Source organism: Mesorhizobium sp. WSM4833 (assembly GCF_055811095.1).
On sequence record NZ_JBVVQG010000006.1, the window covers coordinates 1 to 16,499 of the forward strand.

At 64.1% G+C, this 16,499-nt stretch carries 16 protein-coding genes, 1 pseudogene and 1 riboswitch; of the genes and pseudogenes, 7 read left to right on the forward strand and 10 right to left on the reverse strand.

Features of this window, described 5'->3' with window-relative positions:
- Together AC0L2D_RS13025 and AC0L2D_RS13030 are read right to left on the reverse strand one after the other, a co-directional pair.
- A pseudogene (locus AC0L2D_RS13025) lies at positions 1-86 on the reverse strand (co-chaperone GroES); the annotation flags it as partial.
- Between the two features lie 164 nt (positions 87-250).
- The gene (locus AC0L2D_RS13030) at positions 251-1,048 is read right to left on the reverse strand and encodes a class I SAM-dependent methyltransferase (protein WP_013532388.1); all 798 of its coding nucleotides are present in this window, start codon (positions 1,046-1,048) and stop codon (positions 251-253) included.
- Between AC0L2D_RS13030 and AC0L2D_RS13035 the strand changes: the two genes are divergently transcribed.
- The gene (locus AC0L2D_RS13035) at positions 1,047-2,015 is read left to right on the forward strand and encodes an ATP-grasp domain-containing protein (RefSeq protein ID WP_224620299.1); all 969 of its coding nucleotides are present in this window, start codon (positions 1,047-1,049) and stop codon (positions 2,013-2,015) included. The two genes, AC0L2D_RS13030 and AC0L2D_RS13035, sit on opposite strands and share 2 nt — an antisense overlap.
- A gap of 8 nt (positions 2,016-2,023) precedes the next feature.
- Here AC0L2D_RS13035 and AC0L2D_RS13040 read toward each other — a convergent pair whose 3' ends face one another.
- The gene (locus AC0L2D_RS13040) at positions 2,024-2,650 is read right to left on the reverse strand and encodes a TetR/AcrR family transcriptional regulator (RefSeq protein ID WP_473541241.1); all 627 of its coding nucleotides are present in this window, start codon (positions 2,648-2,650) and stop codon (positions 2,024-2,026) included.
- Between the two features lie 123 nt (positions 2,651-2,773).
- Between AC0L2D_RS13040 and AC0L2D_RS13045 the strand changes: the two genes are divergently transcribed.
- The 3 genes from AC0L2D_RS13045 to AC0L2D_RS13055 are packed head-to-tail and all read left to right on the forward strand — an operon-like array spanning position 2,774 to position 6,390.
- Positions 2,774-3,961 carry an MFS transporter gene (locus tag AC0L2D_RS13045; protein ID WP_127369381.1) on the forward strand — a complete coding sequence of 396 codons (1,188 nt, stop codon included), beginning with the start codon at positions 2,774-2,776 and terminating at the stop codon, positions 3,959-3,961.
- Positions 3,962-3,973: 12 nt separating this feature from the next.
- Positions 3,974-5,251, forward strand: coding sequence for a D-arabinono-1,4-lactone oxidase (locus tag AC0L2D_RS13050; protein ID WP_473541243.1), 1,278 nt, complete (start codon positions 3,974-3,976; stop codon positions 5,249-5,251).
- Positions 5,251-6,390 carry an alanine racemase gene (locus tag AC0L2D_RS13055; protein ID WP_473541245.1) on the forward strand — a complete coding sequence of 380 codons (1,140 nt, stop codon included), beginning with the start codon at positions 5,251-5,253 and terminating at the stop codon, positions 6,388-6,390. Before AC0L2D_RS13050 ends, AC0L2D_RS13055 begins: the two co-directional genes overlap by 1 nt.
- A gap of 5 nt (positions 6,391-6,395) precedes the next feature.
- On the opposite strand, the gene AC0L2D_RS13060 is transcribed toward AC0L2D_RS13055, so the two are convergent.
- Positions 6,396-7,229, reverse strand: a complete 834-nt coding sequence (locus AC0L2D_RS13060; RefSeq protein WP_473541247.1) for an AraC family transcriptional regulator — start codon at positions 7,227-7,229, stop codon at positions 6,396-6,398.
- Positions 7,230-7,464: 235 nt separating this feature from the next.
- Positions 7,465-7,671, forward strand: a riboswitch (cobalamin riboswitch).
- Between the two features lie 165 nt (positions 7,672-7,836).
- Here AC0L2D_RS13060 and AC0L2D_RS13065 point away from each other — a divergent pair.
- Genes AC0L2D_RS13065 through AC0L2D_RS13075 form a run of 3 tightly spaced genes read left to right on the forward strand, consistent with a single transcriptional unit; the run spans position 7,837 to position 10,638 of the window.
- Entirely contained in the window at positions 7,837-8,625 is a 789-nt protein-coding gene (locus AC0L2D_RS13065; RefSeq protein WP_473541248.1) for an ABC transporter ATP-binding protein, read from the forward strand.
- Positions 8,626-8,674: 49 nt separating this feature from the next.
- A complete protein-coding gene (locus AC0L2D_RS13070; RefSeq protein WP_473541249.1) occupies positions 8,675-9,622 on the forward strand; it encodes an ABC transporter substrate-binding protein in 948 nt (315 codons plus the stop codon).
- A gap of 29 nt (positions 9,623-9,651) precedes the next feature.
- Positions 9,652-10,638, forward strand: a complete 987-nt coding sequence (locus AC0L2D_RS13075) for a FecCD family ABC transporter permease (RefSeq protein ID WP_081714386.1) — start codon at positions 9,652-9,654, stop codon at positions 10,636-10,638.
- Between the two features lie 25 nt (positions 10,639-10,663).
- Here AC0L2D_RS13075 and AC0L2D_RS13080 read toward each other — a convergent pair whose 3' ends face one another.
- Genes AC0L2D_RS13080 through AC0L2D_RS13105 form a run of 6 tightly spaced genes read right to left on the reverse strand, consistent with a single transcriptional unit; the run spans position 10,664 to position 16,473 of the window.
- A complete protein-coding gene (locus AC0L2D_RS13080) occupies positions 10,664-11,599 on the reverse strand; it encodes a phosphatidate cytidylyltransferase (RefSeq protein ID WP_013532378.1) in 936 nt (311 codons plus the stop codon).
- Positions 11,599-12,261: a lysophospholipid acyltransferase family protein gene (locus AC0L2D_RS13085; protein WP_013532377.1), complete on the reverse strand. Its 663-nt coding sequence runs from the start codon at positions 12,259-12,261 to the stop codon at positions 11,599-11,601. The genes AC0L2D_RS13080 and AC0L2D_RS13085 overlap by 1 nt, the downstream gene beginning before the upstream one ends.
- Positions 12,258-12,701, reverse strand: coding sequence for a hypothetical protein (locus tag AC0L2D_RS13090; protein WP_013532376.1), 444 nt, complete (start codon positions 12,699-12,701; stop codon positions 12,258-12,260). Before AC0L2D_RS13090 ends, AC0L2D_RS13085 begins: the two co-directional genes overlap by 4 nt.
- Positions 12,698-14,023: a phosphatase PAP2/dual specificity phosphatase family protein gene (locus AC0L2D_RS13095; protein ID WP_224620293.1), complete on the reverse strand. Its 1,326-nt coding sequence runs from the start codon at positions 14,021-14,023 to the stop codon at positions 12,698-12,700. Before AC0L2D_RS13095 ends, AC0L2D_RS13090 begins: the two co-directional genes overlap by 4 nt.
- A 5-nt stretch (positions 14,024-14,028) precedes the next feature.
- Positions 14,029-15,813 (reverse strand): bifunctional alpha/beta hydrolase/class I SAM-dependent methyltransferase, encoded by a 1,785-nt coding sequence (locus AC0L2D_RS13100; RefSeq protein WP_473541444.1) that lies wholly within the window; start codon positions 15,811-15,813, stop codon positions 14,029-14,031.
- A gap of 51 nt (positions 15,814-15,864) precedes the next feature.
- Complete coding sequence (locus tag AC0L2D_RS13105) at positions 15,865-16,473, reverse strand: CDP-alcohol phosphatidyltransferase family protein (RefSeq protein ID WP_473541251.1); 609 nt, start codon at positions 16,471-16,473, stop codon at positions 15,865-15,867.
- Between the last annotated feature and the right edge of the window lie 26 nt (positions 16,474-16,499).

Sequence of the window (16,499 nt, forward strand, 5' to 3'; positions counted from 1 at the left end):
ATGATCCCGCCAGCGGTCTTGGATTCGGATTCGACCCGGCGAACGACCACGCGGTCATGAAGCGGGCGGAACTTCGACTTTGCCATTTTTTCTTCCTCGATGAGAACGGTGAGAAACAGTTCCTCCATCCGGCGGCGCCGGACATGTGGTTAGCACTCACCAAAGGCGAGTGCTAACGTGGCGCTGAAATAGGCTGGCGGCGCGCCGGAGTCAAGGCGCTCGGAGCGCCTCTTGGCGCATGATGATGAACTTACCGGTGCCTGGCCGAACCGAGCACCAGAAGCGGGCACCGTTCCGCCAGCGGATAGCTTCCGCTCGGCACGACGCGCACGTCGCCGAACCAGTTGGCTGCCTCGTTGGTCAGCGTGGCCAGCGTCGCGAAGCTGTAGCTTATGTCCGAGCCTGCATAGACGTCGATCGTGTTGATCGAGCTCATGCTCCATCCTGTTCGCGCGGCAAGAGCTTCGCGGTCCGGAAACAGTCTGCCGAATGCATCGCGGATCGTTGCCACCTTGATGGTAAAATCGCGGTCGTCGGTCGTACACGCCATCGCAATCCGCCATTTGAGCGCGTGGAAATTCTCGATCCCGCCGGCCAGAACCAGAGCTTCGATGCCGCACAGATCGTCCGCCGTTTCCGGTCGTGCGAAGACGCGGATCGCTGCGCGCCTGCCAGGCTTCAGCACCCTGGCGACCTCGCCAAACAACGAACTGCGCGCCGCCTGGGAAGCGACCGCCGACAGGCATCCGTCGCCGATGACAGCGTCGATGCTTGCGCGGTCCACGGGCAGGTTAAGCCAGTTGCCGGCAATTGCCCGTCGCGAGCCGTCGTCGCCAGCCCATACGCCGGAAATCATGGCCGCCGACTGGTCGACCGCCAACATCGACTTGCCCAGAACTGCCAATTCCGGGGTAACCCCCAAGAGAAGGACATCGGCATTTCCGAGATCAAGTTCGCGATCGAATATAGCGACGGTTTCCGCTGTCGGCCGGAGCGGCGCTTCCAGAAGTTTCCAATGGCGGTGGTAATCGTCCCAATGATTTGTCATGCAATTCCATTGGCCCCCTGCACGCCTGGATTTTGGATATCACCGGGGCTTAATAGAGGTCGTTGGACAAGCCAAGACATTTCAAGGCATCTACAGACAGTCCAGGAGGTGGATAGTGGCGCGTATCGCCGTGATAACGCATGAGCATGACAGGTTCCTGGGCAGGCGCGATATTCTGCTGCGCAGGAGCAGCCCATACATGCTGTTCGACATTCTTGCGGAATTGAAAAGGCGCGGCCATTCGGTTCGGGTTCAGCAAGGCCTGTCGAAGCCGGTCAGCGCCGATATGGCGGTATTGCATGTCGATGCCACGGTGACGCCCACGGACTATGTCGACTATGCCCGGAGTTTTGCATTCTGCCTCAACATCGGCGCCGCCGACATATCCAAACGGCGGATCAGTGGTGCATTGATCGACAAAACCGACAGCTGGCAAGGTCAGGTGATCGTCAAAAGCAATCTCAACAATCGGGGAATTCCGGAGACGCTCCTCAACCGGCGATCCGAGCGCGCGGGCAAACAGCCGCCGTTTCCGCATTTGCCAATCTTGCACCCCTATGAGATCCACGGATCTCTCGGCGACGTTCCAGACGGCGTCTTTGATTGCGACGATCTCGTCGTGGAAAAGTTCATTCCGGAGAGAGAACCCGACGGTTTTGCTGTTCGTTTCTGGGTGTTTTGCGGAGAGCGCGAGCGCTGCACCCGCTACGTCTCCCCGAACGGCCTGGTCAAGGCATCGGAGACGATCCGGCGCGAGCCCGTCCCGGTGCCCGACGAATTGCGTGAGCGCCGGCGTGAACTCGGCTTCGACTATGGAAAATTCGATTTCGTCATGCATGAGGGCAGGGCCATCCTCCTCGATGCGAACAAGACTCCCGGCCGTCCGCAAAACCTCGTCAAGATGTTCGCGGCCGGCGCTTCGGATCTGACACACGGCTTCGAAGGCCTCGTCCATCGGGCGAAATAGGCGCGGCTCTAGAGAAACAGCCGCAGCTGCGTGTGAATGATCGAACGATAATCTTCGATCGTGCGGCGGCTTTCCGCTTCGCCCTCGGCAAGCGCCAGGCGCACCACACCGCCGGCAAGCTGGAAGATCAGCAGAACCATGCGTTCGAACTGCTCGCGCTTTTCCGGCTCGATCAGGGCGATGACATGGTCGCAGAACATTTTGGCTTGGTGCCGCGTTTCGGCGAGGTCGAGGTTCTTGAGCGCCTTGTCGGCCTGGATGGCGTTCTGCAGATCCTGGATGGCCGGATCGCCGGCGACACGGCTGAGATAGTCATCGAGCAGCCGGTCGGCGGCCACGATCACGTCCTTCGGCTCGCGGACATCGGCGATGATCGTCGTCAGCCTTGCGCGGCTGACCTCTGAAAACCGCTCATAGAGCATCGCCAGGATCGCCGATTTGTTGGGAAAATAATGGTAGACGGTGGCGATCGGTCCGCCCGCCAGCATGCCGACTTCCTTCATGGTGACGGCGTCGATGCCTTTTTCACCGATCAGCCGCATGGTTGTCGACAGGATCGCGTCGATGCGCTCGCGGCTGCGTTCCTGCTTGGGCCTGCGCCTCGGCTCGGTCGCCATTCTCTTCAATTCCGTCATGCACCGATCTTTCGCACGGTTTTTAGATTCCGGTTGACAAGAAATATGATCAAGTATCAGTTTCGGAAATACTGACAGGTTGTCAGCTTTTTTGCCGCGCGGCAAGGACGTTGGGAGGCGCCTTTGGCTTCGACAGATATCGGCCACGCAGGCAGTGGCGACTGGCTGGTCGGCAATCCGACCGGCTGGCAGCTCGCCTCGGCCCTGTGGATCGGTTCGGTCGGCCTGCTCATCCTCGGCCTGCAGCCGGTGCTGCTCGGAGCTCTCTACACCGAAGGCCATGTCAGCGGCGACGAACTGGCGCTGGTCGCCACCGCCGAGATGATCGCCATTGCCATCGGTTCGGCCGTCGTGGCGATGCTGCTTTCGGCCCACAATATGCGCTGGAAAAGTGCCGTCCTTCTGCTGCTGCTGGCGCTGGCCAATGTGTGGACGGCCTATGCCGCGAGCGCCAACATGCTGATTGCGGCCCGCGCCCTTGCCGGGCTCGCCGAGGGCGGTCTGGTCGCCATCGCCACCGAACTGATCGCCCGCTCGCGGCGCGCCGAGCGCATCGGCGGCTATTTCGTCACCATGCAGACGCTGGCGCAATGCGCGCTCGCCCTGTTGCTGGCGCTCTATGTCATTCCGGCCGCAGGGTCGGAGGGTGGCTTCATCGTTCTTGCCGTCGTCTGCGTCGTGTCGCTGGCGGTCGCTTTCACCGTGCCCGGTGACTATGCCGACCTGCCCAAGGAAGAGAATCTGGCCAATGTGCTGACGGTTCCCTCGATGACCGCGCTGCTGTCGGTCTTCTGCTACTTCATGTTCTTCGGCGCGGTCTGGGCCTTCCTGGAGCCGCTAGGCGCGCAATACGGCATCGATGGCCGTACCGTCGGCCTGATCGTCTCGGCCAGCCTCGCGGTGCAGGTCCTGGGGGCGATGACGGCGACCGCGTTCGAGGCGCGCATCGATTATCGCCTTGCCATCGCGGCGATCGGCGTCGTGGCGCTTGTCAGTTCCCTGGTTCTTGCCAGCAGCCCCGGCCTGACGACGTTCTGGGTCGCTGCCCTGGCCATGGGCTTTATCCTGCTGTTCATCGTGCCCTACCAGATCCGTCTGGCGATCACCGCCGACGAGACGCGCACCGCCGTGCTGCTGGTGCCGGCAGCCCAACTGTTCGGCCTGGCGATCGGGCCGATTGCGGCGTCGCTGCTCATCGATGGCAAGGATTTCCGGCCGGTGCCGGAATTCGCCGCCGCCAGCGCGGTGGCAAGCGTGGCGCTGCTCGGTCTCTTCGTTCTTGTGTCACGTCGCCGTCGTGCGGTTGCCTGAGCGGGGAGCGCCATGTCGAACACTTGGAGCAACTGGTCGGGCTTCGTAAGTGCCGAGCCCAAGCTGATCGCCAGCCCCGGCGATGCCGGTGAACTCGGTGATCTCGTCCGGAGCGCGCCTGGCCCGGTGCGCGTTGCCGGCGCCGGTCATTCCTTCACACCGCTGGTGAAATCGCAGGGCACGATCCTGTCCCTGGAGAGACTGGAAGGGCTGGTCTCGCACGACGCGCAAAAACATCAGGCGCGGGTGCGGGCAGGGACCCGGCTCGGCCCGCTCATGCACATCCTGCAAGGCATTGGCCAGGGCCTGCCCAACATGGGCGATATCGACCGCCAGGCGATCGGCGGCGCGCTGGGCACAGCCACGCACGGCTCGGGACCGACGCTCGGCGCCTATCACACGCAGCTGGAGACGGTGCAGATCGTCGACGGGCTTGGCAAGGTCCGCGACTTCAAGCGGGCAGGGGATCGGGACATGATCCACGCCATCGGTGTTGCGCTCGGCGCTTTCGGCGTGCTCACCGAAGTGACGCTGAACAACATCGCGACCTACCGGTTGCGCCGCCGCAAATATGTGCTGCCGATCACCGAGATGCTGCGTGATTTCGAGGCGATGATGGCCGCGCATCGCTCGGCCGAATTCTACTACATTCCGTTTTCCGGCTATGCGCAGTTCATCGCCAGCGATTTCAGCGATGCCGCACCCACCACGCGGCCGCCGGAAGAGGACGAGGCGGGTTTGAGGACACTGCGCAGGCTGCGCACTTCACTTGCCTGGCTGCCATCGCTGCGTGGCCGCCTGATCCGATCGGCGGCCGCCAAATTTCCCGCCGAGGACTACGTGCAGGACTGGCTCAACGTCTATGCCAGCGACCGGCAGACCAAGTTCAACGAGATGGAATATCATTTGCCGTTCGAGGAAGGGCCGAAGGCGCTGGCCGAGATCATCGAGCTGACCGAGAAGCGTTTTCCCGAGGTCTATTTCCCGATGGAGGTGCGCTCGGTCGCGCCCGATCAGTTCTGGCTATCGCCCTTCTACAACAGGCCGACCTGCTCCATCGCCATCCACCACGATGCCGCGAACGATCCTTTGCCGTTCATGCGGGCGGCAGAGCCGATCTTCCGCAGACATGGCGGCCGGCCGCATTGGGGCAAGATGCACAGCCTGAAAGCGGCGGAGCTGAAAAAGCTCTACCCGCGCTGGGATGATGCCATGGCGGTGCGCCGCGACATCGATCCGGAAAACCGCTTCGTGTCGCCCTACATGGCCGGCCTGTTCGGCATCGAATGATGAGCACCTATTTTTCCACCCTCTCGGATGCGCTGAAGACCGCCGGCATCTTCCGACCCTGCCTGCTGCTCGACCGCGATCGGCTGGACGGAAACATTGCCCTGGTAAAAGGGAGGCTGGATCCCGGCCTGGCCGTGCGGCTGGTCGACAAATCGCTCGCCTGCCTGCCGCTGCTTGCGCATATAGGCAAGGCGCTTCGCCATGAGCGCTTCATGACCTTCCACCCGCCGATCAGCGAGGCGGTGCTGAAGGCGTTTCCGGATGCCGATCTGCTCTACGGCAAGCCGATGCCGATCGGTGCGGCAAGGGCTGCGCTGGTGAAGGATGATGCCGACTGGTCGCGTGTCTGCTGGCTGATCGACAGCGAGGAGAGACTGGCGGAATACGGTGCTCTCGCTGACGAACTCGGCATCGGCCTGCGCATCGCTTTCGAGATCGATGTCGGGCTGCATCGCGGCGGCTTTGCTGATCCCGCGGCCTTGTCGAAGGCGTTGAGCGCGTTGCCGGCCCGGCTGCATTGCGAAGGCGTCATGGCCTACGAGGCGCATGCGCCGCTCATTCCCGGCCTTTTCGGCGGACCGGCAAAGGCATTGGCGGAGGCGTCGGCGCAGGCTGCGGCGTTCGTCGCCTGTCTCGGCGCCGACCAGCGCCGTATCCTCAACATCGGCGGCAGCAAGACCGCACTGCTTCATCGTGGCGGCGCGGCCAATGAAGTGTCGATGGGCTCGGCCTTCGTGCTGCCCAGCGACTTCGATACGCCAGGCCTCGACGGCTTCCAGCCGGCGGCTTTCATCGCTACGCCGATCCTGAAAGTGGTCGAGCCGATGCTGCCTGGCCCGCCGGCCGTCACCCGCCTGCTGCAGGCGCTCGGCCGCTTCCCGCGCAAGGGCTGCTATCTCTATGGCGGCAAGTGGATGGCCGAGCCGGTCTTCCCCCAAGGCATGAAGACGAACGGCCTGCTCGGCCTGTCCTCCAACCAGCAATTCATGGGCTTGCCTGCCGATGCGACCGCAAGGCCAGGCGACTACGCGTTTCTAAGGCCGACGCAGAGCGAGGCCGTGCTGCAGCAATTCGGGTCGATCGCCGTGTTTTCCGGCGGAAAGGTCATCGATCGCTGGCCGGCGCTGCCGATGGCGTGATCGAGCTACCCCTTCACCGGTACCCAGATCTCCAGCCCGCCATTGCCGCTGTGGGCATCGAACTCCGGTCCATAGCGCTCGAATTCCGGTGCATCCGCGATTTCGTGACCGGAGTCGGGCAGCCAACTGTTCCAGATCGTGTTGATCGTCCGGCGGATGGATGAGATGTGCTCGCGGTGCGAGAACACCGCATATTTCTGCGCCGGCACCCGCACCCGATAGAAGTCCTTCGGCAGATCCGCAAAGCCGGACACTTCGACGCCGACGACATAGTCGAAATTGCCCGCGTCGTCGCCGTTAAGGCACACGCCGTAGAAAACGCCTGAGATCTCGCCGGGGATGTTGCCGATATAGGGTGCAAAACGCTGCCACTGCATCGGAATCCCGGCGCTGGTTTCACAGCTGTAGCGTTCGCCGAGGCCGGCGATCAGGAACGGCCGGCTGGTCTCGAAGCGCGGTGGTTCGAGATTGGTGAGGAAGGACTGGTCCATCAGGATCGGCTCCACGAGGTCGAGGTTGTTGGTCGAGCCTTGCGCGCGCACCAGTTCCGGCGTGGTGCCGAACTGATCGCGGAAGGCACGGGTGAACGCCTCATGCGAGTTGTAGCCGGCGTCGAGCGCGACGGCGAGGATGTCGGGCGCTCCGCCGGCCAGCTTGCGCGCCGCCTCGGTCAGCCGGCGTGAGCGCATGTAACCCATCACCGAGCGGCCGGTTGCGGCGCCGAAGGCGCGCGTCACATGAAAACGCGACACGCCGCTGCTTTGCGCGACATCGTCAAGCGAGATCGCCTCCGGCAGATGGCTCTCGACGAACCACAGCGCTTTCTCGGTCGGGTTCATGGGGCTCCTTTTCGCATTGGCCGGATCATCTTGGCGTTTCCTGGCGCGGCCAGTTTGATCGAAATTGCGCATTCCGTGCAATCTGCGCCGATCCCATGGGCTTTCGCTTGACAGCGGGCCGCGTCATCTCCTAAGAATGTTATGTTATTACATAAAGTGAGCGTGCAATGCCTGTTTCCGTTAGCTGGCCCACCACTTCGTCCGAGAAATCCATTGCGAAGCGTTTGGTGGAAATCTACGCTGAAGTGGTGATGGTCCCCGAGCCGAAAGGCGAGGGGTGAAAAGGGAACACGGTGAGGCCTGTTCAGGTCGAGGCCGTGGCTGCCCCCGCAACTGTAAGCGGCTAGCAAAATCCGTGAATGCCACTGGCCGGCAAGGCTGGGAAGGCAGGATGGCGCAACGACCCGCGAGCCAGGAGACCTGCCATCACTGAGTTGACCGGACGGGGTGTGCCGGGAGGAAACGCGAGTCCCGGTCTTGTCGGCCGCTTCGCCAGCTTCCTTCCGTCGCCAGTTTTGGAAAGTGACGGAAAGTTGGACGGCTCCATCGATCATCGCATCACCATGCGCACGCTTTGCCGTCCCCGCAATCCGGCGGGCTGCAGCCGATGAGCGCAGCGCTTCTCGAAGCCCATGACCTCTGTGCCATGGCGAATGGGCGGAATCTGGTCCAGGCGGTCAGCTTCTCGGTGGCCGCTGGCGATCGCCTTGCCATCATCGGTCCCAACGGCGCCGGCAAGACGACGCTGCTGCGCATGCTGTCGGGCATGCTGCGGCCAAGTTCCGGCGAGGTGAAGCTTGGCGGGCGGCGGCTGGACAGGATTTCGGCCGCCGAGCGGGCGCTGCATATCGCCGTTGTCGGCCAGACCGACCAGCCCGATCCACGGCTGGCGGTGATCGATTATGTCGAGCTTGGCCGGGTCCCGCACGCCGGACTGAGGCGCAGGCGCGAGGAACGCGACATTGTCGTCGATGCGCTGCGCCGGACCGGCCTGCTGCCGCTGCTTGGCCGCACCGTCGGCTCGCTGTCGGGCGGCGAGCGCCAGCGCGCCCAACTGGCGCGCGCCATCGCCCAGCAGCCCAAAATCCTGTTCCTCGACGAACCGACCAACCATCTGGACCCGCGCGCCCGCGGCGAACTGCTCGACCTCGTGGCAGGCTTTGAGATGACGGTGATCGCGGTGCTGCACGATCTGGCGCTGGTAGCACCCTTCGCCACCAGGGTGGCGGTGATGAACCATGCCCGTCTGCAAGCGCTCGCCGCACCGCGCGAAGCGCTGGCCCAACAGCTGATCCGCGAGATTTTCGGCATCGATGTGCTGCGCCTGCGCCATCCGACCGAGGATCGAGAGTTGACGGTGTTCGAGGTTCCGAACCGTGCCGCGCCGCCGTCGTGATTGAAGCCGTTCCATAGTCGACCCGATCCCACCCACAAGGAGCATACCCGTGAAACGCCTCGCTTTTTCGCTTGCCGTCTCGCTGCTGACCTCGACCGCCTTCGCCTTCCCGGTAACCGTCGACAGCTGCGGCAAGCCGCTGACCTTCGACGCGCCGCCGAAGCGCGCTGTCATCCATGATCTGAACATGGCCGAGATGGCTTTCGCGCTGAAATTGCAGCCGTCAATCGTCGGCCTGACGGGCATCACCGGATGGTACAAGGTCGGTTCCGAATTCAAGGCAGAGCAGGGTTCGATCCCGGAGCTGGCGCCGAAATATCCGACGCTCGAAAACCTCGTGGCCGTCGAGCCGGATTTCTTCTTCGCCGGCTGGTACTACGGCATGAAGCCGGGTGGCGAGGTGACGCCCGACACGCTTGCCCCGCACGGCATCAAGACGCTGGTGCTGACGGAAAGCTGCGTCCATCTCGACAAGAGCCGCCCCGCCGCCTCGATGGACCTGCTCTATGGCGACGTCGAAAAGCTGGGCAAGATCTTCGGCAAGGAGACAGAGGCGGAAAAGCTTGTCTCTGGCTGGAAGGCGCAGCTCGCCGACATCACCGCCAAGGTCGGCAGCGCCAAGGGCACGCGGGTGTTCCTCTACGATTCCGGCGAGGACAAGCCGTTCACCGCAGGCAAGTTCGCCATCCCCAGCGCCATGATAACTGCCGCCGGCGGCGACAACATCATGGCTGACATGGACACCAGCTGGGGCAACACAGATTGGGAAACGGTGGCGTCGCGCAATCCGCAATTCCTCATCCTGCTCGATTACCAGGACGGTGGCGGCTACAGGAAGCTGCTCGATTTCCTGAAAGCGCATCCGGCCATGAAGGAGACCGACGCGGTCAAGAACGAGCGCTTCGTCGCCCTCCGCTACGCCGAGCTGACGCCTGGACCCGCCAACATCGAAGCGATCGACAAGATCGCCAAGGCCATGCACCCGGAAGCATTTTGAGCTTGCGCCATCCGGCATTTGCGTTGGCCATGCTGGCGGGAGCGGCGGCGATCGCCGCTCTCGCTCTGCTGTCGATCGCCTATGGCTCGACGCTGATCCCGCTGGCCGACGTTGTAGCAGCGCTTGGCCGCGCAATCGGCTTAGGCGGGCACGACGTGTCCGGGCCGGTCGGCAAGATCGTCGTCGATCTGCGGCTGCCGCGCACGATCCTGGCCATCTGCGTCGGCGCGGGCCTCGGCGTAGTCGGCGCGCTGCTGCAGACAGTGACCCGCAACGATCTCGCCGATCCGTTCCTGTTCGGCCTGTCGTCGGGCGCCGCCGCCGGTGCTGTTTCCGTCATCACCGTCTTCGGCGACAGCTTTGGCATCTGGACGTTGCCGGTCGCGGCCTTCACCGGCGGCATATTGGCCGCCGGCGTCGTCCTGCTGCTGGTCGCGCGGGTGAGGGGCCAAGGGCCGGAGCGGCTGATCCTCGCCGGCCTTGCCGTGTCCTTCATGTTCACCGCCTTGACCAACTACCTGGTCTTTGCCGGCGACCAGCGCGCCGCCCACTCCGTGTTGTTTTGGACGATGGGCGGCCTTGGCCTGGCGCGCTGGGACAATATCTGGTTGGGCGCGCTGGGTGCGGGCACCATTCTGGCTTACGCGCTGTGGAACCACCGCCGGCTCGATGCCTTCTTGGCCGGCGAAAACGCCGCCGAAAGCCTTGGCGTGCCAGTGGCGCGCATGCGCCGAATGACGTTTCTCGTCGCCGCCTTCTCGACGGCGATCCTGGTCTCTGTCGCCGGGGTCATCGGCTTCGTCGGGCTGATGATCCCGCATCTGTCGCGGCCGCTGGCAGGCCCCTTGCATCTGCGCCTGGTTGCCAGCTGCGCCGTCTTCGGCGCGGTGCTTTTGCTGGCCAGCGATCTTCTGGCCCGAACGCTGCTGCCGCCGCAGGAACTGCCGATCGGCATCATCACCAGCTCGGTCGGTGCGTTCTTCGTCGTCACCATGCTGATCCGCAACCGGCTTTGAGCGCGTTTGGCAACCGGTCGCCGGATCACACGGTCCAGAAATAGCGCACGATGTGGAAGAACACCGGGGCGGCGAAGACCAGGCTGTCGGTGCGGTCCATCATGCCGCCATGGCCTTCGATGAGATGGCCCCAGTCCTTGACGCCCTGGTCGCGCTTGATGGCCGAGGCGACCAGCCCGCCTAGGAATCCCATCGAGCAGGCGACGAAGGCCACGCCTGCCGCCTGCAGCGGCGAGAAGGGCGTCACGAACGACAACAGCGCGCCGAGCAGGCTCGCCGACACCAGTCCGCCGATCAGCCCTTCCCAGGTTTTCGACGGCGAGACGTTCGGCGAAAACCGGTGTTTACCAAACAGCTTGCCGAAGATGTACTGCAGCACGTCGCTGCCTTGCACGACGATGATCAGGAAGGCGATCAGCAGCAAGGTGCGGCCTTCGAAGCCTGGCACGTCGAGTGTCAGCAGGGCGGGGACGTGGCTGACGCAATAGACCGAGATCATCACCGCCCATTGCTGCGCGGCGATCCGCTCGAGGAAGCGTTCGGTGTCGCCATGCAGCGCCGTGATGGCCGGCATCAAGAGGAAGCAGTAGACCGGAATGAAGATGACGAAGAGCCCGTACCAGGCGGTCCACACCAGCCAGTACTGAAACGGGATGATGATGCCGAACATGCCGAGCAGCACCCAATGGTCGCTGCGGCGCGTATGCGTCAGCGTCACGAATTCGCGCAGCGCGGCGAAGGAAATCAGCGCAAACAGGATGGTCATCCCGTAACGGCCGAAGAAGAAGGCGACCGTCATCAGCGCCACCATCACCCACCAGGCGTTGATGCGCTGCGTGAGATTGACAAGCGTCGAGCTCAGCGGCTTCGGCGCTCGCGCCGAAAGGATGGTGGCGACGATGCTGGCGGTGGTCAAAACCGCCAGCAGGCCGATGATCAGGATGGAGATTTCGTGGCGCATCAATCGTCTCGCTCGGGACGCGGGTTGAGCGCCAGAAGCGCGGCGTGGGCGCGCTCGAGAAAGGCGCGGCGTTCTTCGCCCGGGCCAACCGCGACAGGCGCGCCGAAAACGACGCGGCACAGCAGCGGCACCGGCAGGAACTGGCCCTTGGGCAGCACGCGCGACATGTTCTCGATCCAGCACGGGATCAGCTCGACCTCAGGCCGCGCCGTCGACAGATTGTAGAGCCCGGAGCGGAACGCCAGCAGCGGCTCGTCTGTCATGTTGCGTGTGCCTTCGGGAAACAGGATAAGCGAGTGCCCTTGGTCGAGAACCGACAGCATGATCTCGATGGGGTTTTCCTCAGGTCTCGTCCATTGCCGGTTGATGAGCACGGACGACAACATGTCCTGCGCGATGAAGCGGCGCAGCCGCGACTTCCCCCAATATTCGCCTGCGGCAACAGCATGGGTGATCGCGCGCTCCCTTTCGCTGAGACAGGCCGACAAAAGGATGAAGTCGCCATGGCTGGTGTGATTGGCGAAATAGATGCGCTGCCGCTCGGAGGGCAGGCTGCCGTTCCAGATCGGCCGCACCCCGGTCACCATCCGGGCCAGAGCCGACAGGCCGACGGAGGTTACCGTCTGCAGCAAGGTGAAGGTCTTGAGCGAAAGCTTGTTCATCGCGGCGCCCAAAACCCTGCCGCCAGAAGCGCTGCGGCAAACAGAGCCAGGGCAGCGCGCTGCTTGAACAGCAAGCGGCTTGTGCCGGCCATGCGGTCATCGAGCAAGCGTGTCGCGAACGGAGCCGGTTTCAGGCGCATGCGCGCCAACATGTCATCTACCGCGGCACCGCCGGAAGCTTCGTCGTCATGGCTCGCCATCAGTCGGAACAGCAGCGCGTCGAATGCCAGCAATGCCGACAGCGCCAGCACCGCAACCGCGCTCGCGGCGGCGATCGACAAAGCGATGGCCGCGGGCAAGGTCTCGAAGGCACCGCGCGCCGACGCGGCTAGAGGCGCAAGGACATTTGCGGCCAGCACGATTGCGGCCGGCCACGCGGCCTGTCGCATCAGCATGCCGGCGAAGCGGTCGGTGCGGTCCTGATAGGTATTGCCTGTCATGACGCCGCCCGCCCAGTGGCCTCTGCAAGGTGGACCGGCCGGCCGGCGGCCGCGAGCATCTCGCGGGCGAGCGTCGGCGTCCCGGCCCTGCCGGTCGCCACCAGCCATTCGGCGACGACGCCGGCGCTGCGCTGGAAGCCGAGCGCGCAGCACACCAGGACGGTGCCGTCGCGGCGTGCATTCTCCAGCGCGCCGGCTGCCTGTTGCCGTATCGCCAGTGGCGGCGGCAACAGGTCGATCATCGGAAAGCTGATCCAGCGGCAATCGGTTGTCGCCGGCTTTTCGAGTTCGGCGGCGAGGTCGATGACCGTGCCGAAGCTGTTGGCCTCGCTTGCCGTGGGAAAGCGCCCGAGAAAGACACCTTCGGCAATCGCCACCTGGGGGGCAAGATTGCGCGTCCAGGCCCATATGTTTGCCCTGGCGCCGAGGCGATAAGGCAAGAGCAGGACACGGCTTGCAAGCGTGATGCTGCCATCGGCGGATTTCTGGAACACCTTTTCGCCTGCGCCAGCATAGGCGAAGGCGACGATGGCCAGCGCCAGCGCCGGCCAAAGCAGGAAGAGCGCGACAGCGCAAAGGAAGGCACCGAGCGCGGCACCGGCCAGCGCGAGGACGGCGCCCAGCGCGTAGAACCGCGCCAGCCGCCGCGCTTTCGCATCGTTGGTCAGCCGGAAGCCCGCAAACGGCAATGCGCCGCTACGCGGAAACAGCCACAGCGCAAAGAACCCGAGCAGCGCGCCGGTCGGGATGTCGATGAAGTGATGCTGCCAGGTCGTCAGCACCGAGGCGCCGATGAGGAAGCTCCAGCCATGCCAGAGCGGCAGGAGCAACCCGCCGAGCCGGTGGCGCCAATGATCCCAGATGATCGCCAAAAGGGCGATGTGCAGCGAGGGCGCCTGGTTGAACGGCTTGTCGAAACCGCCGAGCACGGCAAACAGGAAGCCCGGCAGGCCGGTCGTCGCCGGTCGCACGAATGTAGCGGTCAGCGGGAACAGGATGAAGCAGATAACGGCGACGATTTGCGCGGTGAGATAGCGTCCGGCCAGACGGTCGACCCCTTGCCTGTCGTTGTTGAGCAGCAGCGACAGGCCGTAGAACAGGTTGATCGACCAATAGGGCACGATGGTCCAGGCGAGGAACGGGATGCCGTGCTCCCACGAGAACACGATACTGCCGACATCGTCGCGCCGCGACGCCAGCCAGTTGGCGAAGCCGTAGCTGAGATAGAAGAACGGCGCCAGGAAGGCCAGCCACAGGGCTGCCCTGACGACCACCCGGCTATAGGGTTCGGCACGCGCCACGGATGCAGGCGATGACACCATGCTGCTCAGCGGCGCCGCGCGAGCGAGACGGTGAAGATGCCCCATTGGTCGATGCGCTGGTCGAGCTTTTCGAAACCGGCGGCTTCGACGAGCTGGTCCATTTCGCCTTGCGTGCGCCGGCGCATCACCCAGGCCTCGCCGCCGCGATGCGAGGTCAGGCTGCGGGCGATCATCTCGAGCTGCGGGTGCCAAGGCTGGTTGGTGTAGAGCAACAGGCTGCCCGGCTGCATGGCGCTGGCCAATCCACCGAGCGAGCGGGCGATCATCGCATTGTCCGAGAATAGCTCGTAGAGGCCGGAAACGATGGCGAGGTCCGGCGCCGGATCGGCGTTGGCGAGCATGTCGGCATCGAAAGCGTCGGCGCGCTGGAACGTGACGTCAGCCGGCAATTGCCGCTCCGTGATCAGCTTGCGGCCAAGCTGCACGTTGAGGTCGGAATAATCCTGCAGACGCACGCTCGCCGGCTGGTCGGGGCTCTTCACGATGGCATCGAGAACATAGCGGCCGTGGCCGGCGGCGATGTCGAGAATATGCACTGGCCGGCCAGTGGTCTTGAGCGTTGCCAGGCAAGAGCCGATCAGTTCTTCGAGATGCAGCTTGCGCTGGCGGATGCCGCGCCAGCCGATGGCTTCCAGGAAGACACGGTCGACGACGCGGCCAAGGGGCGTAAGGCCGCGCGCGTCGTTTTCGTAGACATAATCCAGCGTCGAGCCGGAATCGAAGCCGGTGGCAATGCCGGTCTTCATGCCTTGGGAAACCCAGGCGCCCATGCGGATGGAGGCGCGGCTGAATGCCCAATAGAGGCCCTTGGGCGACATCAAAGCGAGCGGTGAAGCAAGCCGGTCGGCCTCGTCGCGTGTGTAGCCGGCAATGTCCGCCTGCTTCAGGTCGACCGGCGCATCCGGTGCCGCGAACTGCCTGGCCAGGAACGGCCGGATCAGGTCGAGGGCCTGCGCCCGGTCGCGTTCGCCCAGCGTGTCGTGGAAGAAGCCCGGCAGCACATGACGTTCCTTGATGCGGCTGCCGAGATTGACGAAGAACTCGTGCTGCGGGCCGTGGCGCACGACCCAATCGCTGCCCGAAAGCAGAAGCTGCGTCGGCGCGGTGATGGCGCGGGCGTCCGCAACGATGCGGGCTGCATGCTGATAGAGTTCGACCAGGATGTTGGAAGCGATCGGCCGCGTGATCAGTGGATCGCTCTCGAAAGAGGCGATGCGCACGGGATCATGGGTCAGGAATTTCGCCTTGACGTAGGAATTGACGAAGAAGCGGCCCTTGATCTTCTGCCAGAGCGCTATGCCCTCCTTGGCGAAGGGCACGTAGAGTTTTACCGAGAAGGCCGGTGAGGCCAGCACCATGGCGCGCAGCTTCGGCGCATAGTCATGCACCCAGGCGGCGGCCAGAACGGCGCCGAAGGACTGCGCGATCAGCGCGATATCGCGCGTGGCGAAGCCATCCCTTTCAGCGATCTCGCGCATGAAGCAGTCGATGTCGCGCACCAGCGCCGAGAAGGACGGGGCATAGCCGCGCTCGCCGTACGAACGGCCATTGCCGCGGGCATCCCAGGCATAGAAGGCGTGGTCCGGCATCCGCAATTCATCGACGAGATGGGCCATGCGGCCGCCATGCTCGTGGCCGCGATGGAAGAGCACCACCGCGCCGTTGGCATCGGCGGAGGCCGCCGGCCAGAAGCGGTAGAAGATCTCCGTCCCGTCATGGCTGCGGAAGACCCGCTCCTGCGCTTGCCGCGCAAGGCTTTCCGTGGCCGCGGCGGCGATCGGGTCGTGCATCATGGTCTTTCCCTCTGGCGGCCCCACTGGCGGCATGGCGAGCCTCGATGCTCAGCTGGCGCTGCCAATAAGCCCGGCGCGTATCCGGTTTATGGCGGTCAGCAGCGAAAGCGTTGCCATGGCCGGAAACACAAATGGCGCGATCGATACCGGCCACAGCCCTGCGGCGCACAGCACAGCGACGACGCCAAGCGCCAGCGCCCTGTCGCTCTTGCCGAACGGCCCGGCATAGTTGCGGCCGATCTTGGCGGCGATGCCGAGCACGCCGGCAAACTCGGTCAGCACGGCCGATATTGCGAAGGCGACGACGCCCCATGCGCCAAATTCCGGAAAGACGGCAAAAGGCAAGATCAGCGCGAGGTCCGAAACGACGTCGCACAACTCGTTCAGATACATGCCGAGCGTCGAGGCTTGGCCATGCTCGCGCGCCAGCATGCCGTCCACGGCATTCAGCGCCATGCGCACGAACATCACCACGGGGATAAGCAACAGCAGCCAGCGCCATTCATGCCGGATCGCAATGGCCGCGCCGGCGGCTATCGACATCGCGGCCGCCAGGATGGTTATGCTGTTTGCGGTGACCCCGATAGCCGCCAGCCGATTGACCAGCGGCCGCAGTCGACCCTGGAAGGCCGGCTTGAGAGCGTAAAGCGTCGGCATTGCGTTGATCCCCCGATCCTGTTCAG